Below are 21,329 nucleotides of genomic sequence, written 5' to 3' on the forward strand. Positions count from 1 at the left end.
GCTGCCATTTCTATTCGTGTGGCCTATACTTTCGTTTTTGAAATGTATTGATTTTGCCAATAACTAGAACTAAGGAATGGCATCATCGCACGTCCCAAGAACACGCCGAGTCGGAACTGAAGTCAACCCTACGTTATGGTGATGAGCCTAATAACTGTCGTTTGTGAATGAGCGCCTTAGTGCATATGTTCTTTGTTTGTAAAATAAAGGAGGAATTGAAAAATGGTTGAGTACAAAGATACTTTATTAATGCCAAAAACAGATTTCCCAATGCGTGGAAACTTACCGGCGAATGAACCGAAGATGCAAGAAAAATGGAATGAGATGGACATCAATAAATTACAGATGGAGCGCACAGAAGGACGCCCTGAGTATGTGTTACACGATGGACCTCCATATGCAAATGGTGATATCCATATCGGCCATGCTTTGAATAAAGTACTGAAAGATATGATTACACGTCATCGCTCTATGACTGGCTACCATGTTAACTATATTCCAGGCTGGGATACACATGGTTTACCAATTGAGCAAGCTCTTACGAACAAAGGTGTAAAACGCAAAGAAATGTCTGTTGCTGAATTCCGTAAATTATGTGAAGAGTATGCTTACGAGCAAATCGACAACCAACGTACACAATTCCGCCGTTTAGGTGTTCGTGGTGATTGGGAAAATCCATATATTACATTAAAGCCTGAATTCGAAGCACGTCAAATTGAAGTATTCGGAAAGATGGCTGAAAAAGGCTATATTTATAAAGGTTTAAAACCAGTTTACTGGTCTCCATCATCTGAATCTGCACTTGCAGAGGCAGAGATTGAATATCAAGATATTAAATCGCCTTCTATTTATGTAAGCTTTGCGCTTAAAGATGCTAAAGGTGTTGTCCCAGCAGATGCTAAAATTATCATTTGGACAACAACACCTTGGACACTTCCAGCAAACTTAGGGATTTCTGTAAACCCTGAATTTATTTATGTGGTTGTTGCAGTTGCAGATAAAAAATTCATCATTGCAAAAGAATTATTAGAAAAAGTTGCTAACGAACTTGAATGGGAAGCGTATGAAATTGTTCAAGAAATTAAAGGTGAAGCATTAGATCGAATTGTTGCACAGCATCCATTCTATGACCGTGAATCTCTTGTGATGGTTGGCGAGCACGTAACTGCTGAAGCGGGTACTGGCTGTGTTCATACAGCACCAGGACACGGGGAAGATGACTATCATATTAGCAAGCAATATGGTCTACCAATTCTTAGCCCTGTTGATAATAGCGGCTGCTATACTGATGAAGCACCTGGTTTTGAAGGTGTATTCTACAATGATGCAAACAAATTAATCACAGAAAAATTAAAAGAAGTAGGCGCATTAGAAAAACTTAACTTCTTTTCACACTCTTATCCACATGACTGGCGTACGAAAAAACCAGTTATTTATCGTGCAACACCACAATGGTTTGCGTCAATAGATGCATTCCGTGATGAGTTACTAGAGGCTGTAAAATCAACGGAATTTACACCTGCATGGGGTGAAACTCGTCTTTATAATATGATTCGTGACCGTGGAGACTGGGTAATTTCACGTCAGCGCGCATGGGGTGTGCCAATTCCAATTTTCTATGCTGAAAATGGAGAGCCAATTATTACACCAGAAACAATCGCTCATATCTCTGCATTATTCCGTGAACATGGGTCAAATATTTGGTTCCAAAAAACGGCAAAAGAATTATTACCTGAAGGCTTCACACATGCAGGTAGCCCGAACGGTGAATTTACAAAAGAAAACGATATTATGGACGTTTGGTTTGATTCAGGTTCTTCTCACCAAAGTGTGCTAGTAGAACGTGGAATGAAATATCCAGCTGATTTATATTTAGAGGGCTCTGACCAACACCGTGGATGGTTCAACTCATCATTAATTACTTCTGTAGCTATTAATGGCTATGCACCATATAAGGGACTATTAACACATGGTTTCGTGCTAGATGGTGAAGGTCGTAAGATGAGTAAATCTTTAGGGAATGTAATTATCCCGAAAAAAGTTATGGATCAATACGGAGCAGATATTCTTCGTTTATGGGTTGCCTCTGTAGATTATACAGCCGACGTTCGTATCTCAATGGATATGTTGAAACAAGTATCTGAGGTTTATCGAAAAATCCGTAATACATTCCGTTTCTTACACGGAAATGTAGCTGATTTCGATGTAACGAAAGATCGAGTAGCATATGAAGATCTTCGTGAAATGGATCAGTACGTTTATATGCGCTTACAGGATGTATTAAAAACTGTACGTGCTGCATATGATCGCTATGATTTCGCAGCTGTTTATCATGCAGTGAATAACTTTGTTGCTGTAGAATTATCTTCATTCTATTTAGATATTGCAAAAGATGTTGTGTACATCGAAGGCCACGACAACAAAGATCGCCGTGCGATGCAAACAGTTATTTATGACACATTAATGACATTAGTAAAAGTGATGTCACCTATTATTCCTCATACAAGTGACGAGATGTGGTCTTACTTACATGATCAAGGTGTTGTAGAAGAGGTATCTGTACAATTAACAGACTTCCCAGAGGTAGATGAACATGAAAACTTCGAAAGTCTACGTGCAAAATGGGTGAAAATTATTGATGTTCGTGATGATATTTTAAAAGCATTAGAGGAAGCTCGTAATGCAAAAACAATCGGTAAATCACTTGAAGCGAAAGTGACAGTTTATGCGAAAGAAGATGTAACGGCATTATTAAGTGATGCAAGCATTGATTTTGCACAGCTTTCAATCGTTTCTGCCTTTGAAGTAGCATCAATTGAAGCTGCACCTTCAGATGCATTAGCTCTAGAACATGCATCGATTGTTGTAGAAAAGGCAACAGGTGAAAAATGTGAGCGTTGCTGGTCTATTTCAGAAACAGTCGGTTCAAATGAAGCACAACCAACAGTATGTACGCGTTGTGCGGAAGTTGTAGAAAAGTATTACGCTTAAAACAAACATTAAATAAGAATCTGCATTCTATAAAATTAATAACGCAAGTCTCCTTGGTAATGGGGGCTTGCGTTTTTTACTTTGTCATTGAGGTTTAGCAGATCCTTTTTTGTAATGGAGCGAATTGTATGCTTCATTTACGTGTTCTGAACTATTTAAATAATATTTCTTGCGTATTGCGGTAGTCTGTCGGGGATATACCGACATATTTCTTAAATGTCAGGCTGAAATAATTAGGTGTGTTAAAGCCACAGATGAAGGAGATTTTTTCGATGGTGTAATCGTATTTTCGTAAATACGGCAGTGACTTGATGATACGTGTAAAGGCTACGTAATCCACAAAATTGCGACCAGTTTCTTTTTTAAACAATCTGCTAAAATGAGTAGCACTAAAATTGATATATTTGGCAACATCACTGATCGTCAGTTGCTCATCATAGTGATCCTCGATATATTGAATAGCCTTTTGAAGTTGTTCCTGCTTTGTTAAATCTTCGTAAAATCGTATATGAATACTATGAACGGGCGGTTTCCTCCGTGCCTTTCGAGCTTGGCTATAGGATTCCTTAACTTGCATGGCGTCCTGAAAAACTCCACCAATCCCCATAAAAAGATGTATACCATAATCTTTTTTCAATACTTCTATAACCTCAAGTAAACAAGCTCCCCCCTCAGACCAATGCTTAAATGATGTGTATTCATTAGGAATGCGCATAAGCAACAGTAAATAACGTTCAAAATGTAAAAAGGATAGAGGTGCTTTACTAGCAAAGTTTTGGTGAAACACATTTGTTATAACACTACTAGCATCATGAGGGATAGGTCCACCTTCCAGCTGATGTCAATGATTTCATGAAGCGTGTGCATTCAAAAGAGTCTGAAACAGCCTGAAACTTCTGTATCTGTATAACATGGAATTAAAATTGAAAAGCTACTGCCATTACTTATGATGTGATGGCAATAGCTTTTTTTTGTAGGAACGAAAGTGACGATAGGATAGCGGAAGCGACGGAAGGAAGAGCTGAAGAGACGGATAGAAGTCAAAGCGACGGAAAGAAGAGCCAAAGAGACGGATAGGAAGGCCGGGGTGACGGAAGGAAGAGCCGAAGAGACGGAAAGAAAGGCCAAGGTGACGGATAGAATCGTCAAAAACGTGGATAGAACAGCCAAAGTCGTGGATAGAGCCGACAAAAGCGTGGATAGAGCCGACAAAGAGACGGAAAGAAAGGCCGAAGAGACGGATAGAATCGTCAAAGACGTGGATAGAGCAGCCAAAAACGTGGATAGAGCCGCCAAAAACGTGGATAGAACAGCCAAAGACGTGGATAGAGCAGCCAAAGTCGTGGATAGAACAGTCAAAGACGTGGATAGAGCAGCCAAAGTCGTGGATAGAACCGACGAAGAGACGGAAAGAAAGGCCGAAGAGACGGATAGAAGTCAAAGCGACGGAAAGAAGAGCCGAAGAGACGTAAAGAAAGGTCAGAGCGACGTAAAGAAAGGCCAAGGTGACGAATAGAATCGTCAAAGACGTGGATAGAGCAGCCAAAAACGTGGATAGAACAGCCAAAGTCGTAGATAGAGCAGTCAAATACGTGGATAGAACAGCCAAAGTCGTGGATAGAACAGCCAAAGTCGTGGATAGAACCGCCAAAATCGTGGATAGAGCCGACAAAGAGACGGAAAGAAAGGCCAAAACGATGGATGAAACTCAGAGCGACGGATAGGAAGTCCAGGGCGACGGATAGGAAGTCCAGGGCGACGAAAAGAAAGCCTAGAGCGATGGAAAAAAGAGCCGAAGCGACGGAAAGAAAGCCAAGAGAGACGGATACAAAGTCGAAAAACGACAGATAGCTCAGCCAGCACCCACAAGAAACCGCCAAATCGGAGCAGAAATCTACCCCACATAAAGTATTGATCCATATTTTNGAACCGCCAAAATCGTGGATAGAGCCGACAAAGAGACGGAAAGAAAGGCCAAAACGATGGATGAAACTCAGAGCGACGGATAGGAAGTCCAGGGCGACGGATAGGAAGTCCAGGGCGACGAAAAGAAAGCCTAGAGCGATGGAAAAAAGAGCCGAAGCGACGGAAAGAAAGCCAAGAGAGACGGATACAAAGTCGAAAAACGACAGATAGCTCAGCCAGCACCCACAAGAAACCGCCAAATCGGAGCAGAAATCTACCCCACATAAAGTATTGATCCATATTTTCATGCTATATTAGTTATTCTGAGATGGGCTGTTATGGTAGAATAGGTTAGATGTTGAGCGAACGGAGGAGTGTCTGTGTATAAATATTATGGATTGGCCGTATTCGTAGTTATTTTAGATCAGTGGACAAAATGGCTAATTGTGAAAAATATGGAGTTATACGAACGAATTTCAGTATGGGATCCGTGGTTTGGGATATTATCCCATCGCAATAGAGGAGCGGCATGGGGTATGCTAGAAGGACAAATGTGGTTATTTAGCATTGTCACAATAGGCGTGATTTGTGCAATCCTATACTTTTATCATAAAGAGGCTAAAGGTAAACCTCTTTTTCAAGTGGGCTTAATGCTTTTATTAGGCGGAGCTATAGGTAATTTTATTGACCGTATATTTAGAGGTGAAGTGGTCGATTTTGTGAATGTCTTAATTCCAGTAATTAATTATGATTTCCCAATCTTCAATATTGCAGATGCTGCTTTAACAATGGCGGTAGTGATACTAATGATTGGCTTAATCGTTGAAGATAAAAAAGGAAAGAAACAGGTGAAAGAATGACGCAAGTAACATATACAATGGAAGAACAACAACAGGGAGAGCGCATTGATAAGGCGCTTTCGGGTGTGCAATCAGAGTGGTCACGTACACAAATCGGGAATTGGATTACTGAGGGTATTGTCAAAGTAAATGGAGAGACTGTCAAGGCGAAGTATAAGGTAAAAGTAGGGGATATTGTAGAAATTGATGTACCCGAAGCAGAGCCATTAGATGTTATTGCTGAAAACTTAGATCTTGATATTGTTTATGAAGATGCAGATGTCCTTGTTGTGAATAAACCAAAGGGCATGGTTGTCCATCCAGCACCTGGACATATGACAGGTACGCTTGTAAACGGCTTAATGTATCATTGCAAAGATTTATCAGGCATTAATGGTATTATGCGACCAGGAATTGTTCACCGTATCGATAAAGATACATCAGGATTATTAATGGTTGCTAAAAATGATGCAGCTCATGAATCGTTAGTGAATCAGCTAGTCAATAAAACAGTGACACGTAAATATACGGCGCTAGTTCACGGGCATATTGCACATGATAAAGGAACGATTGATGCACCGATTGGACGCGATCAAAAAGATCGTCAAAAACAAGCAGTTGTCGATAAAGGGAAGCATGCAGTAACTCACTTCCAAGTTATCGAACGCTTTGGCGAATACACTCTTGTAGAATGTCGCTTAGAAACAGGACGAACTCATCAAATTCGTGTGCATATGAATTATATTGGTTTCCAACTCGTTGGTGATCCAAAATATGGACCAAAAAAGACAATAGACTTTGGTGGACAAGTATTACACGCGGATGTATTAGGCTTCGATCATCCTACTTCAGGTGAATATTTGCAGTTTGAAGCACCAATTCCTGCTGATTATGAACAATTATTAAATGATTTAAGAAATAAGCATTGACGTATAGTAAAAGAAGGTCTATACTAACGAAAGTGAATGAACAACTTAACTAAATATTCACCTTTAATGACAGTCCAGAGAGGCTGAGAAGGTACATGTGAATGTGTTGTAAAAAATTTGTGCTGCAAATTTTTCAACATACTATTTAAACACGTATATAACCCTCTCAGGCCATTCGCCTTGAGAGGTTTTTTTATGGACACATGACCAATAATAAATAAAAGAGAGGAGGAAACTTACATGGCACAAAATGAGCTATTAGATGGCCCATCTATGGCAAGAGCGTTAACACGCATTGCACACGAAATTATTGAACGCAATAAAGGAATCGATGAATGTATTCTAGTTGGTATTAAAACACGAGGTGCTTTTCTTGCAAGACGCCTTGCAGAACGAATTGAAAAAATTGAAGGCAAACCGATCCGTACGGGGGAGCTAGACATCACCCTATATCGAGATGACTTAACGACAAAGCATGATAATGAACAGGCACATGTTGAGCAAGTAGATATTGATGATGTGGTCGTTAATCAAAAAATTATTTTAGTCGATGATGTACTATACACAGGGCGTACAGTGCGCGCAGCACTTGATGCAGTAATGGATTTAGGGCGACCTGCACAAATTCAACTTGCAGTCCTAATCGACAGAGGTCATAGAGAACTACCAATCCGAGCTGATTATGTCGGCAAAAATGTTCCAACGTCTGGAGCAGAACGTATTGTCGTAAATTTACAAGAGGTAGACGGAGAAGATTGCGTCATCATTTTTAAAGAAGACTAACTAAAAAGTGAGGAAACATTATGTCAAATGCAGTATTAGATATTAAGGATAAACCTACTCCAGTCCAACTAGTGACATTAAGTTTCCAGCACATGTTTGCAATGTTTGGGTCAACGATCTTAGTTCCTCAGTTGGTTGGTCTTAGTCCAGCAATTGCCCTTTTAACAAGTGGGATTGCTACACTGTTCTTCTTATTAATTACGAAATTTCAGGTGCCAGCATATTTAGGTTCATCCTTTGCCTTTATAGCACCGATTTTACTTGCCGCAGGTGGTTTAAATAAAGATGGTACAAGTGTAAATCCAGGTCATGCGATGATTGGTGCAATGGCAGTCGGGATTACATATGGTATCGTATCCCTAATCATCTGGAAGAGCGGGTATAAATGGATTATGAAAATTTTACCGCCGATTGTAGTAGGTCCAGTCATTATGGTAATTGGTCTTGGATTATCAGGGACAGCGGTAAATATGGCGATGAATGTTGATGGTAAATATAGCTTTTTACACTTCTCAGCAGCGTTAGTGACATTATTTACAGCCATTATTTTCACGATATTCTTTAAAGGTATTTTAAGCACAATGCCAATCTTAATTGGCTTAATCGTAGGATATATTTACTCAATGATTATCGGCATTATTGATTATTCACCAATTGCCAAAGCAGATTTGTTTGCACTACCTGACTTCTTAATTCCAGGTGTTCACTATGACTTTGATATCACAACAAAGCTACTTCTAACAATGGTGCCAATCGTTATCGTAACTATTTCAGAGCATATTGGTCACCAGTTAGTATTAGGAAAAGTTGTTAATCGAGATTATATTAAAGAGCCAGGCTTACACCGTTCACTTTTAGGGGACGGAATTGGAACTTTTATTAGTGCATTAATCGGTGGTCCACCGAAAACAACTTATGGTGAAAATATCGGTGTTCTTGCTATCACACGTGTGTACAGTGTGTATGTCATTGCAGGCGCAGCAGTCGTAGCAATTTTACTATCATTCTTCGGGAAAGCAATGGCAGTTATTGCAACGATTCCAACAGCTGTACTTGGTGGGGTTTCCATCTTGCTCTTCGGTATCATTGCAGCAAGTGGATTACGTATGTTAGTTGATAATCATATCGACTTTGGGAATAGTCGTAACTTGGTCATTGCCTCTGTTATTTTAGTCATTGGCATCGGTGGTGCAAAGTTCGTCATTTCAGAATCTCTAAGTATTGAAGGTATGGCGTTAGCAGCGATTATCGGTGTTGTTTTAAATGCCATTCTACCAGGTAAAAAAGAAGCGGATATACCAGTACCATACAATCAAAATAAAAATTCATAGAAGTACCTTTTAATGAATTGTCCAGAGAGGCAAAAAAAGGGAAGTTGTAGATAAGCTAGAAGTAGGAGTGTATCCTGCTGTAGTTTGTCACGCCTCCTTATGCCTCGTTGATGACAACAACGGGGCTTTTATTATCTTCATTCATCCCACCCCTGAAGGTGAGATAAATGAAGATAAAGCCTCCAGCGGATGTCACGGATTTTGAATTGTGCTCACACAATTCAAAATCCGGACGCAATTACGCCAAGGCGAAATTGATTTTAGCGAACGTTATACATAACGTTCATGAAACACAACCCAGTGGAGGTACATGATGAAGAACTTATTATCGATGGAACATTTAACAATTGAAGAAATTAACCACATTCTAGATCGAGCGCAAGCTTTTGAGAATGGTGAAGCATCATCATTATCTCACCCGTACAACGTCGCAAATTTATTTTTTGAACCAAGTACGCGTACGAAAACAAGCTTTGAAATGGCAGAGCGTAAAGTTGGCTGTATCGTGATTCCGTTTGATGCTAGCTTTTCAAGCGTCACTAAAGGAGAGACATTGTACGATACGGTAAAGACGTTAGAAATGATTGGTATGGACGCAGTAGTCATTCGCGCAAAGGAAGATGCGTATTACAATGAACTACTTGAAGGCATCAATGTGTCAATTATTAACGGAGGTGACGGCACTGGTCAGCATCCGTCTCAATCATTATTAGATCTTTATACAATCAGAAAAGAGTTTGGTTCTTTTGAAGGGTTGAATGTGACAATCGCTGGAGATATAAGCCATAGCCGTGTAGCGAAATCGAATGCGTTAGCGTTACAGCGCTTAGGGGCAAATGTTCATTTCCTTTGTCCAGAAGACTGGGGAGGCAGTTTCGAAGCGCATCATTCTTGGGATGATTTAATCGAAATAAGCGATGTGATTATGTTACTTCGTGTGCAGCATGAACGTCATAAGGTTAATAAAAGCTTCTCAAAAGAGAGCTATCATAATGAGTACGGTTTAACAATTGAACGTGAGAAACAAATGAAGGAAAAGGCAATTATTATGCATCCAGCACCGGTCAATCGTGATGTAGAAATTGCTTCAGAGCTAGTAGAATGCGAGCGTTCTAGAATTTTCGAGCAGGTTCGTAATGGTGTCTATACACGAATGGCTATTGTTGAAACAATTTTAAAGGGGAGAGAGTAACATGACAAAGGTTCTTCAAAATGTACAAATGCTAAATGAACAAGGCGAGCTACAAACAGTAAATATCGCTATGGCAGAAGGCAAAATTACTGCAATCGGTCAAAACATAGATGTTGCAGACGCAGAAATTATTGAAGGAAATGGTTTAGTTATTGCACCAGGCTTTGTCGATGTACACACACATTTACGTGAGCCGGGCTTTGAACATAAAGAAACAATTGCTACAGGTTCAGCTTCAGCAGCAAAAGGCGGCTTCACAACAATTTGTGCGATGCCAAATACAAAACCAGTGCCAGATTCAGTAGAAAATATGCAGTTGATCAATGGTCTTATTAAAGAAAGTGCAGTTATTCGAGTACTCCCATACGGTTCATTAACAAGAGACATTTCAGGTGAGGTTCGTACAAATATTGAAGAATTAAAAGCACACGGAGCTGTCGCATTTTCAGACGATGGTGTTGGTATCCAGCTTGCATCAACAATGTATGAGCAAATGAAGGATGCAGCACAGCACGATGTGGTAGTTGTAGCACACTGCGAAGATAACTCACTAATTTACGACGGTGTGATGCATGAAGGGAAGCGTAATCAAGAGCTTGGTTTACCAGGAATTCCATCGATTTGTGAATCCGTTCAAATTGCACGAGATGTGCTACTGGCAGAAGCAGCTGGAGCACGCTACCACGTATGCCACGTTTCAACGAAGGAATCTGTACGTGCAGTACGTGATGCGAAAGCAGCGGGTATCCGTGTTACTGCAGAAGTTTGCCCACATCATTTATTACTTGAAGAAATGGATATCCCATCAGATGATGCAAACTGGAAAATGAATCCTCCGCTACGTGGAGCGGATGATAAAGATTCGCTTCACGCAGCTATGATGGATGGAACAATTGATTGCATCGCTACAGATCATGCTCCACATACAGTGGAAGAAAAATGCTGTGGTATGGTTGGTGCTCCATTTGGCATTGTAGGCTTCGAAACAGCGTTCCCACTGCTTTACACACAGTTTGTAGAAACAGGGAAATGGACATTAAAACAGTTGATTGACTGGATGTCTGTAAAGGCAGCTCAAATATTTGATTTACCATATGGCACATTAGAAGTTGGTGCTTCGGCAGATATGATTTTAATTGATTTAAATAAAGAGCAAACAATTGATGCAGAAGGCTTTGTATCAAAAGGACGCAATACACCATTCAATGGTTGGGTTGCAAAAGGTTGGCCAGTGCTAACAATTTTTGAAGGCAATATCGTATACCAGGAGGCAGAGTAATGAAAAAACGTTTACTTATTTTAGAAGATGGCACAGTATTTACAGGTACAGCGTTCGGTAGTGAGCGAGCTTCGCAAGGCGAGGTTGTATTCACAACAGGGATGACAGGTTATCAGGAAACAATTTCGGATCCTTCGTTCTACGGACAAATCGTAACGTTAACTTACCCTTTAATCGGTAATTACGGTATTAACCGTGATGACTTTGAATCAATCACACCGGCTATTCGTGGATTTGTAGTTCGTGAATTAGCAAAAACACCTTCAAACTTCCGTTGTGATTTAACGGTAGATGAGTACTTAACTTCAAAGGATATTCCGGGCATTGAAGGAATCGATACAAGAAAATTAACACGCATTATTCGCAGTAAAGGGTCAGTAAAGGCTATTTTAACAGCGGCTGATGAAGAAGTGAATGTGGATGAGGTAGTAGCAAAATTACAGGCAACACCAGCGATTACCCATCATGTTCGTGAAGTATCACCGAAAGCAGCTTACCCATCACCAGGTCGTGGAAAACGAGTAGTATTAATTGATTACGGTATGAAGCACGGTATTCTTCGTGAGTTAAACAAACGTGATTGCGATGTGCTCGTTGTCCCTTACAATACATCGGCAGAAGAAATTTTAGCATGGCATCCAGATGGAATTATGCTGTCAAACGGTCCAGGTAACCCTGAAGACGTAGTTGAAGGAATTGAAACTGTACGTAATTTAATCGGAAAAGTACCAATGTTCGGTATTTGCTTAGGTCACCAAATCTTCTCGCTAGCTTGTGGTGCACAAAGCTTTAAATTACCATTCGGTCACCGAGGTGGTAACCATCCGGTAAAAGATTTACGCACTGGTCGTACAGACTTAACATCTCAAAACCATGGTTATGCAATCGATATTGATTCATTAAAAGATACAGATTTAGAAATAACACATATCGCATTAAATGATGGTACTTGTGAGGGTGTACGTCACAAGAAATATCCAATCTTCACGGTGCAATATCACCCAGAAGCATCACCAGGTCCAGAAGATTCAAATCACCTATTTGATGAATTCATCGAAATGATGGAAGTAGAAGCAGGGAAGGGGAAACAACATGCCTAAACGTACAGATATTGAAACTATTTTAGTAATCGGATCAGGTCCAATCGTTATCGGACAAGCAGCAGAATTTGACTACGCAGGAACACAAGCTTGTCTTTCATTAAAAGAAGAAGGCTATCGCGTTATCTTAATAAACTCAAACCCTGCAACAATTATGACAGATACAGAAATTGCCGACAAAGTATATATTGAGCCAATTACACTTGAGTTCGTATCACGAATTCTACGTAAAGAGCGTCCAGATGCAATCCTACCAACACTTGGTGGTCAAACTGGTTTAAACATGGCCATTGAATTAGATAAATCAGGAATTCTAGATGAGCTTGGTATTGAAATTCTTGGAACAAAATTAGAAGCAATCCATAAAGCTGAAGACCGTGATTTATTCCGTAATTTAATGTATGAGCTAGGTGCTCCAGTACCTGAATCAGATATTATTCATAACTTAGACGAAGCGAAAAACTTTGTAGCGAAAATCGGCTACCCAGTAATCGTTCGTCCTGCCTTCACACTTGGTGGTACAGGCGGCGGTATTTGCTACAACGATCAAGATCTAGAGGAGATCGTAACATCTGGTCTAAAATATTCTCCAGTAACACAATGTTTACTAGAAAAATCAATCGCTGGTTATAAAGAAATCGAATATGAAGTAATGCGTGATGCTGTCGACAACGCTATCGTTGTATGTAACATGGAAAACGTTGACCCAGTTGGTATTCATACAGGTGACTCTATCGTAGTGGCACCTACACAAACACTTTCAGATCGAGAAAACCAAATGCTACGTAATATTTCATTAGATATTATCCGAGCATTAAAAATTGAAGGTGGCTGTAACGTACAGTTAGCCCTTGATCCATATAGCTTTAATTACTATGTGATCGAAGTAAACCCTCGTGTATCACGCTCATCAGCGTTAGCATCAAAAGCAACAGGATATCCAATTGCAAAGCTAGCAGCAAAAATCGCAGTTGGTTTAACATTAGATGAAGTTAAAAACCCTGTCACAGGTTCTACGTATGCTTGCTTCGAACCAGCTCTAGACTACATCGTGGCGAAAATTCCACGCTGGCCTTTCGATAAATTCGAATCTGCGAAGCGTAATCTAGGTACACAAATGAAAGCGACTGGTGAAGTAATGGCACTTGGTCGTACATTTGAGGAAGCTATGCTAAAAGCAGTGCGCTCTCTTGAAACAGGTCAAGTTCACTTAGAGCTGAAACATGCAGAAGAAAACTCTGATTCTTGGATTGAAAAACGTATCCGCAAAGCAGGAGACGAGCGTCTATTCTTTATCGGAGAAGCACTTCGTCGCGGTGTAACAATTGAGCAAATCCATGAATGGTCAGAAATTGACTTATTCTTCTTAAATAAATTTAAAAACATCGTAGATATGGAGCAAACACTTGCTGACAATAAAAACGATAAAGATGTGTTACGTACAGCAAAACGTCTAGGCTTTGCAGATAAGAAAGTTGCTGAGCTTTGGGAAACAACTCCAGAAGAAGTATATGCTTATCGTAAAGAAACGGGCATTATCCCAGTATATAAAATGGTTGATACATGTGCAGCGGAGTTTGAATCTGAAACACCATACTTCTATGGCACATACGAGGAAGAAAACGAATCGATTAAATCAGACAAGCCGTCAGTTGTAGTACTTGGATCAGGTCCAATCCGCATTGGTCAAGGGGTAGAATTCGACTACGCAACAGTACACTCAGTATGGGCAATTCAAGAAGCAGGCTACGAAGCGATTATTATTAACTCGAATCCAGAGACAGTATCAACTGACTTCTCGATTTCAGATAAATTATACTTTGAGCCATTAACAATCGAAGATGTCATGCATATTATCGACCTTGAGCAACCAATTGGTGTAGTTGTACAATTCGGTGGTCAAACAGCTATTAATCTAGCTGATAAATTAGTTGCCAATGGCGTGAAAATCCTAGGTACAACGCTTGAAGATATCGACCGTGCTGAAAACCGAGATAAATTCGAGCAAGCATTACGTAACTTGGACATTCCACAGCCACAAGGTCAAACAGCTGTATCTACGGAGGAAGCACTTGCGATTAGTGAACGTTTAGGCTTCCCTGTACTAGTTCGTCCTTCATACGTACTAGGTGGGCGCGCGATGGAAATCGTCTACAACCAAGAGGAATTAAAACACTATATGGAGAACGCAGTAGAAGCATCTCCTGATCATCCAGTGTTAGTAGACCGCTACTTAACGGGTCAAGAAATTGAAGTAGATGCCATTTGTGACGGTGAAAATGTATTAATCCCAGGTATTATGGAGCATATCGAACGCGCAGGGGTTCACTCTGGTGACTCTATCTCTGTATATCCTCCACAAAAATTAACTCAAGCGCAAAAAGATACGTTAGTGGATTATACAACTCGTCTTGCAAAAGGTCTTGGCATCATAGGCTTAATGAACATTCAGTATGTAATTTCACAGGGCGAAGTATTTGTCATCGAGGTTAACCCTCGTTCATCTCGTACAGTACCGTTCTTAAGTAAAATTACAAACATTCCAATGGCGAATATCGCAACGAAAGCGATTCTTGGTAAATCAATCGTAGAACAAGGCTATCCAACAGGTTTAGCGCCAGAGCAAAATGGTGTCTTCGTTAAAGTACCAGTGTTCTCATTCGCTAAATTACGTCGTGTTGACATTACACTAGGACCTGAAATGAAATCAACAGGTGAGGTAATGGGTAAAGATGCAACATTAGAAAAAGCACTTTACAAAGGTTTAGTTGCAGCAGGCATGGAAATTCGCACAGAAGGCACAGTATTGTTCACTGTGTCCGATAAAGATAAAGAAGAAGCAATTGCACTTGCAAAACGCTTCTCAACAGTAGGCTATCGTATTGTCGCTACTGAAGGTACAGCTAAAGCATTTGAAGCGGCAGGTGTACGCACAGATGTAGTTGGCAAAATCGGTGCAAAAGGTGAAACATTAATCGATTTAATTCAAAACGGTGAGGCACAACTTGTTGTCAACACTTTAACAAAAGGCAAGCAGCCGGCACGTGATGGCTTCAGAATTCGTCGTGAGTCTGTAGAAAATGGCGTACCTTGCTTAACTTCATTAGACACAGCAGAAGCGATGGTTCGTGTCATTGAATCAATGACATTCACAGCAGAACAAATGCCAAAAGCGGAGGTAGTACATTAATATGATTCGTCAAGAGAAAATGACGGTCGTCTCTCAAAAGCAAATTGCGACAAACATTTTCGAATTGACACTTCGTGGAGAACTGGTTCAGGATATGACACCTGGCCAGTTTGTCCATGTAAAGGTGTCGGATTCATTGGAGCCGCTTTTACGTCGACCAATTAGTATTGCAAATATAGATAAAGACAACAACGAATTTACAATGATTTATCGTGCGGAAGGTCGCGGAACACAAGTGTTAGCGACAAATCGTGAAGGGCAGCTTGTCAATGTCCTTGGTCCAATCGGTAATGGGTTCCCTGTAGAAGTAGTAAAAGAGGGAGGCACAGCTCTACTAGTTGGTGGGGGAATTGGAGTACCGCCATTACATGAGCTTTCCAAGCAATTGAACGCGCGTGGTGTTAAAACAATTCATGTGCTAGGCTTTCAATCGGAAGATGTATGCTTCTATGAGGAAGAATTCAGTGCCCTTGGAGAAACGCATTATGTAACGGTTGACGGCTCTAAAGGAACAAAGGGCTTTGTCACAAATGTTTTAGAGTCACGAGCACCTGAATTTGATGTCTTTTATTCTTGCGGTCCGTTACCAATGTTAAAAGCACTTGAAGGCTTTTATCCAGAAAAAGAAGGGTATTTATCATTTGAAGAGCGTATGGGCTGTGGGATTGGAGCTTGCTTTGCATGCGTATGTAAAACAACAGACCAAGTAGCAAAAGACTATGTCAAAGTATGCTCTGATGGTCCAGTTTTCCCGAAAGGTACGGTGGCATTATGAGTCGTTTAAACATTCAATTACCAGGCTTAGATTTAAAAAATCCAATAATGCCAGCATCCGGCTGCTTTGGCTTTGGACGTGAATATGCACAGCTTTATGATTTATCAAAGCTTGGCGCTATTATGATTAAAGCTACGACTGTGGAAACACGTCCCGGCAATCCAACTCCACGTGTGGCTGAAACAGCTGCAGGGATGTTGAATGCAATTGGTTTACAAAATCCCGGAATCGAAAAAGTGATGAATGAAGAATTAAAGTTTTTAGAAGCGTATGATGTGCCAATCATTGCAAATGTTGCGGGTACAGAGACAGCGGATTACGTAGAAGTAGCGCAACGCATTTCTACTGCACCAAATGTTAAAGCATTAGAGCTTAATATTTCTTGTCCTAACGTTAAATGTGGTGGTATTCAATTTGGGACAGACCCTGCAACTGCACGTGAGTTAGTTAAAGCTGTCAAGGCTGTTTCTGAAGTGCCTGTATACGTGAAATTGTCTCCTAACGTAACGAATATCGTAGAAATTGCACAAGCTGTTGAAGCGGGTGGTGCAGACGGCATTACAATGATTAATACACTAATTGGTATGCGTTTAGACGAGCGTACAGGTAAGCCAGTGATTGCCAATGGTACAGGCGGCTTATCTGGTCCTGCCGTAAAGCCAGTTGCGATTCGCATGGTCTATGAAGTGTATAAGGCTGTCAATATTCCGATAATTGGGATGGGTGGCGTGACAGAAGCGCAGGATGTTATTGACTTTATGTCGGCTGGCGCATCTGCAGTTGCTGTTGGAACAGCAAACTTTGTCGATCACTTCGTTTGTCCAAATATTATTGATGAACTACCAGCAAAGCTCGATCAATTAGGAGTAGAGCATATTTCAGAAATTATCGGAAGGAGCCATCGTCTATGAATACAAAACCAATACTTGCACTAGATTTTCCTGGAGAAGCAGAAGTATTCAACTTTCTAAAGCACTTTAACGAGCCTCTTTTCGTGAAAATTGGTATGGAATTATATATGCAGGAAGGACCGGATATTGTTCGTAAGGTAAAAGATCTAGGTCATGATATTTTTCTAGATTTAAAATTACATGATATTCCTAATACAGTTGGCTCTGCTATGAAAGGCCTAGCAAAACTGGGGGTAGATTTAGTTAACGTTCATGCTGCAGGCGGACGTCCAATGATGGAGGCAGCACTAGAAGGGCTTGAAGCGGGTACTCCTGCAGGACGTGAACGTGCGGCGTTAATTGCCGTAACACAACTGACTTCTACAACAGAAGAGCAAATGCAGGCAGAGCAAAAAATTGCTTTATCTTTACAGGAGTCAGTATTACATTATGCAAGCTTAACAAAACAAGCTGGTTTAAATGGTGTTGTCTGCTCCGTACACGAGGCAAAAGCTATTGCAGAAGTGTGCGGTGAAGATTTCCTGCGTGTGACTCCTGGTATCCGATTAGCAGGTGGCGACGCACACGACCAAAAGCGCATTGCAACACCAGACGGCGCAAAACGTGACGGATCTTCGTTAATCGTCGTTGGACGTGCCGTTACAGGTGCACAAAATCCAGTAGCAGCATATAAAATCGTAAGTGAATTATGGGAGGCATAAATATGACATTACAAAACGAAATCGCACACGCTATGTTAAAGGTAGGCGCAGTAGAATTAAATCCAACAGAACTATTCACATGGGCATCAGGCATTAAATCCCCAATCTACTGTGATACACGTTTGACAATTTCTGACCCTGTAATTCGTAAGCAATTAGCAAACGGTTTAGCATCTCTTATTAAAGAAAACTTTGGTACAACAGAAATCGTAGCAGGTACAGCAACTGCGGGCATTCCACATGCGGCTTGGGTAAGTGATATTTTAGATTTACCTATGGTTTATGTACGCTCAAAAGCAAAAGAGCATGGCCGTGGTAACCAAATCGAAGGAAAATACGCAGCAGGTCAAAAAGTCGTAGTAGTAGAGGACATCGTTTCTACAGGCGGCTCATCCATTACAGCTGTAGAAGCCTTACGCGCAGCAGGCTGTGAAGTACTAGGCGTTGTTTGTGTCTACACATACAACCTTCCACGTGCTGAACAAGCATTTGAAGAGGCAGGCATTAAATATGTATCTCTAACAAATTTCGATTATTTAATTGAAGCAGCTAATGAATCAGGTGCTATTCAAGAAGGAGACATTCCGTTCTTAAAAGACTGGCATGGAAAATTAAAAGCAGGAGCGCTTTAACTATAAGAAGGGTGGTATGAATTTTTTCATACCACCCTTTCACTTGTTGAAAAACTATTGCGTCAAATTAAAAAAAGTATGACTATTCGGCAAAATGATTGTTGATCTCCATTCTTGCTGGGCGCTTTGTTGCTGTCGCTTCGCTTTCGCGCAAAAAAACATCTGCCGGCTTAAGTACAAAGCCGATTCCGGACGCAATTATGTCGAGGTATATTGATCAAAATGACATCCCAACTTTTTAGTTTTATCGAAATACTTTCAGAAATTATCGACCAACTTTTTAGTTTTATCACTCAACTTTCACAATTTATCGACCAACTTTTAAATTTTATCACCCAACTTTTAATTTTTATCGACATCCACCTTCCAAAGAGCAAAAAAGGATTCATACACAAAACTGTGTGTGAATCCTTTTATTTTATTATGTCGCCGAGTCTTCACTCTCATGGAACCAATTCATTTCAGGCTGTAAACATGTCTTTTTATTAATTTACAGCAGAGGAGAAATGAGTCGCATAAGAGATTCAAGCATGCGCTTTTGAATACTCCGCTTTTGAAATGACTCCCATGTAATTTCTATGGATTCTTTAAAATCTTGTTCAAAATCATTTTTTATATCTAAAACCGTTTTAGATTCATATAGGATCGCAATGATTTCATAATTAAGCTCAAAACTACGAATATCCATATTTGCTGTACCAATTGATGCAACTTCATCATCAACAAGTACAATCTTGGCGTGCATAAAAGCATCTTTATAAGAGTAAATAGAGACTCCCGCTTTTAGAAGCGGTGAAAAGTATGATTGGGATGCTTGATCACTAATGATGCTATCGCCTTTCCCAGGATATAATATGCGGACATCTACTCCAGATAAGGCACTCAAACGTAATAATGTTAATGTTTCCTGATCAGGAATGAAGTACGGAGTGGCAATCCAAATTGACTTTTTTGCAGAGCCCATAATTTTCAATAAAGCATTCCGAATACTTGTATCATCTGAGCTAGGTCCACTTGCAACAATTTGTACGGCACCTTCTGCCTGATGAATTCCTTGACTTGGAAAGTATGTTCTATCCATAAATTGATTCCAAGAATGAGCATTTAAACGACTAGTGGCATAGAGAAAATCTTCTAAGAAAATGGCCTGCAGTTTATATAATGCTTTTCCTTCTATTTTTAAATGACTATCACGCCAAATAGGAAACTTCTTCGACCGACCAAGATATTCATCCCCGACATTGAGTCCACCTGTAAAACCAATTGTCCCATCTACAATAACAATCTTACGGTGGTTCCGATAATTTACGGTTTCTAATAGCCAAGGTGAAAGAATAGAATCAAATTCGACTACTTCAATCCCAGAATCTTTCATTGGTTGTAAGAAACTGCTTCGTAATTTATTACTTCCGAGTCCATCGTAAAGAAAGCGTACGGTTATGCCAGATTCTGCTTTCCTTATTAAGGAATCTCGAATTTTTGTACCGATTTCATCTGATCGATAAATATAGTATTGAATATGAATATGATGTGTAGCATTTTCAATTGCTTGTATGATTTCAGTAAATGTTTCATCACCGTTTGTTAAGAGCTTTGTTGTTGTTTCATTCGCAGCAGGACCACCACCGAATTTTTGGATAACTTGTGTTAAATAGGTGGATCGTTCATTTAAAGGGGACGAGACGTCTAAATTTAAACTTTTCCCTGCTAAAATCTCACGGAATAGCATTCTTTTCTCTTCTGAACGATGTAAATGTTTCTTTCTTCTCCAGCGACTTCTTCCGAAAAGTAAGTACAGAAGTACACCGATAATAGGGAGAATGGCTAGTACTAAAAACCAAGCCAATGTACTTTGCGGGGAACGGTTTTCAATAAAAATAACGAAGGAAATCCCAATTATTGTTATAGGCCACAGTATACCGATTAACGTATATAAGGAAATGAGGGACTTATTTAAGACTATGAGTATAATTGCTGCAATTGTAAATACAAATAGTAATTGGACTACTCGATTTTTCATATGTACATTTTCACCTATTCTTTCTTATTTCTCATAAAAGCAAGATTGTACTTTAAAAAATTTTTGATAAAGTGTTTCTTTTTTTACAATATAGACATCCTCGCTTCAATATATATTGTTAGTAATATCGCTATTTGCAAACACTTCTTTATAAATATTCTCTAAAGTAAATCATGATTCTTTATTATTACCCATGAAATACTCCTTTGAGTTTAACTATTTATCTATGTTAATAGTCTTTTATTTAAAACTTTTAGAATATATTACCTTTATTTTTGCATATATTATTTGAAAAGGAAATTATTTTTTGGGAATGAATATAATCCAGAGGTACGTAAATGATTAGGTAAAAAGAAATGAAATAATTACTTTTTCAGTATATCAATATTATTGTTAAATTTTTAGCACTTTAAACTAGAAAACTATTTGTTAAAAACAATTATGAATAGTTTCAATATATTTAAATGAGAGTAAATGATTATTATCTGTTATATAAATATAATCAAGGTAATTAAATGGTGTTTTTTTATAAAGTAAGTATATATAATTGTTATATTTAAATAACAAATATAGCGGAGCGTACATAGTAAGTTGAAAAAAGGACTAACAATTCAGTAAAGAAAAAATAAAGTTTATAAAATTATTTTGTAAAGATGTACAGGGTAAATTTATCATATCTTCTTAATATTTAGAAAAATTTACTTGATTTAATGTATTGATTCTAGATAAAATAATAGCACGGTTAATTTTC

The 21,329-nt window shown here is 39.4% G+C and carries 17 protein-coding genes; 15 read left to right on the forward strand and 2 right to left on the reverse strand.

Going from position 1 to position 21,329, the window contains the following annotated elements:
- The first annotated feature begins 222 nt into the window (after positions 1-222).
- Positions 223-2,991, forward strand: coding sequence for an isoleucine--tRNA ligase (gene ileS / locus ACZ11_RS20360; RefSeq protein ID WP_049668356.1), 2,769 nt, complete (start codon positions 223-225; stop codon positions 2,989-2,991).
- 151 nt (positions 2,992-3,142) lie between these two features.
- On the opposite strand, the gene ACZ11_RS20365 is transcribed toward ileS, so the two are convergent.
- On the reverse strand, positions 3,143-3,778 hold the full coding sequence (locus tag ACZ11_RS20365; RefSeq protein WP_236690914.1) for an AraC family transcriptional regulator: 636 nt from the start codon (positions 3,776-3,778) through the stop codon (positions 3,143-3,145).
- A gap of 300 nt (positions 3,779-4,078) precedes the next feature.
- Between ACZ11_RS20365 and ACZ11_RS20370 the strand changes: the two genes are divergently transcribed.
- The 14 genes from ACZ11_RS20370 to pyrE all read left to right on the forward strand — a co-directional run bounded on the left by ACZ11_RS20370 (position 4,079) and on the right by pyrE (position 18,558).
- Entirely contained in the window at positions 4,079-4,507 is a 429-nt protein-coding gene (locus ACZ11_RS20370; RefSeq protein WP_049668357.1) for a hypothetical protein, read from the forward strand.
- The gene (locus tag ACZ11_RS26720) at positions 4,497-4,715 is read left to right on the forward strand and encodes a hypothetical protein (RefSeq protein ID WP_049668358.1); all 219 of its coding nucleotides are present in this window, start codon (positions 4,497-4,499) and stop codon (positions 4,713-4,715) included. The genes ACZ11_RS20370 and ACZ11_RS26720 overlap by 11 nt, the downstream gene beginning before the upstream one ends.
- A 561-nt stretch (positions 4,716-5,276) precedes the next feature.
- Positions 5,277-5,756 carry a signal peptidase II gene (gene lspA / locus ACZ11_RS20380; protein ID WP_049668359.1) on the forward strand — a complete coding sequence of 160 codons (480 nt, stop codon included), beginning with the start codon at positions 5,277-5,279 and terminating at the stop codon, positions 5,754-5,756.
- Positions 5,753-6,664 (forward strand): RluA family pseudouridine synthase, encoded by a 912-nt coding sequence (locus ACZ11_RS20385; RefSeq protein ID WP_049668360.1) that lies wholly within the window; start codon positions 5,753-5,755, stop codon positions 6,662-6,664. Before lspA ends, ACZ11_RS20385 begins: the two co-directional genes overlap by 4 nt.
- Positions 6,665-6,904: 240 nt before the next feature.
- Complete coding sequence (pyrR, locus tag ACZ11_RS20390; RefSeq protein ID WP_049668361.1) at positions 6,905-7,447, forward strand: bifunctional pyr operon transcriptional regulator/uracil phosphoribosyltransferase PyrR; 543 nt, start codon at positions 6,905-6,907, stop codon at positions 7,445-7,447.
- Positions 7,448-7,467: 20 nt separating this feature from the next.
- Positions 7,468-8,778: a uracil-xanthine permease family protein gene (locus ACZ11_RS20395; RefSeq protein WP_049668362.1), complete on the forward strand. Its 1,311-nt coding sequence runs from the start codon at positions 7,468-7,470 to the stop codon at positions 8,776-8,778.
- 313 nt (positions 8,779-9,091) lie between these two features.
- Positions 9,092-9,970: an aspartate carbamoyltransferase catalytic subunit gene (locus ACZ11_RS20400; protein WP_049668363.1), complete on the forward strand. Its 879-nt coding sequence runs from the start codon at positions 9,092-9,094 to the stop codon at positions 9,968-9,970.
- Position 9,971: 1 nt separating this feature from the next.
- Entirely contained in the window at positions 9,972-11,249 is a 1,278-nt protein-coding gene (locus ACZ11_RS20405; protein WP_049668364.1) for a dihydroorotase, read from the forward strand.
- Entirely contained in the window at positions 11,249-12,349 is a 1,101-nt protein-coding gene (locus ACZ11_RS20410) for a carbamoyl phosphate synthase small subunit (protein WP_049668365.1), read from the forward strand. The genes ACZ11_RS20405 and ACZ11_RS20410 overlap by 1 nt, the downstream gene beginning before the upstream one ends.
- Positions 12,342-15,539: a carbamoyl-phosphate synthase large subunit gene (gene carB / locus ACZ11_RS20415; RefSeq protein ID WP_049668366.1), complete on the forward strand. Its 3,198-nt coding sequence runs from the start codon at positions 12,342-12,344 to the stop codon at positions 15,537-15,539. The genes ACZ11_RS20410 and carB overlap by 8 nt, the downstream gene beginning before the upstream one ends.
- Before the next feature lies 1 nt (position 15,540).
- On the forward strand, positions 15,541-16,314 hold the full coding sequence (locus ACZ11_RS20420) for a dihydroorotate dehydrogenase electron transfer subunit (protein WP_049668367.1): 774 nt from the start codon (positions 15,541-15,543) through the stop codon (positions 16,312-16,314).
- A complete protein-coding gene (locus ACZ11_RS20425) occupies positions 16,311-17,225 on the forward strand; it encodes a dihydroorotate dehydrogenase (RefSeq protein ID WP_049668368.1) in 915 nt (304 codons plus the stop codon). Before ACZ11_RS20420 ends, ACZ11_RS20425 begins: the two co-directional genes overlap by 4 nt.
- Positions 17,222-17,926 carry an orotidine-5'-phosphate decarboxylase gene (gene pyrF / locus ACZ11_RS20430; protein WP_049668369.1) on the forward strand — a complete coding sequence of 235 codons (705 nt, stop codon included), beginning with the start codon at positions 17,222-17,224 and terminating at the stop codon, positions 17,924-17,926. Before ACZ11_RS20425 ends, pyrF begins: the two co-directional genes overlap by 4 nt.
- Positions 17,927-17,928: 2 nt before the next feature.
- The gene (pyrE, locus tag ACZ11_RS20435) at positions 17,929-18,558 is read left to right on the forward strand and encodes an orotate phosphoribosyltransferase (RefSeq protein WP_049668370.1); all 630 of its coding nucleotides are present in this window, start codon (positions 17,929-17,931) and stop codon (positions 18,556-18,558) included.
- 490 nt (positions 18,559-19,048) lie between these two features.
- On the opposite strand, the gene ACZ11_RS20440 is transcribed toward pyrE, so the two are convergent.
- Complete coding sequence (locus ACZ11_RS20440) at positions 19,049-20,578, reverse strand: cardiolipin synthase (protein WP_049668371.1); 1,530 nt, start codon at positions 20,576-20,578, stop codon at positions 19,049-19,051.
- Between the last annotated feature and the right edge of the window lie 751 nt (positions 20,579-21,329).

Source organism: Lysinibacillus xylanilyticus, assembly GCF_001183605.1.
GTDB classification, from domain to species: Bacteria; Bacillota; Bacilli; order Bacillales_A; family Planococcaceae; genus Lysinibacillus; species Lysinibacillus xylanilyticus.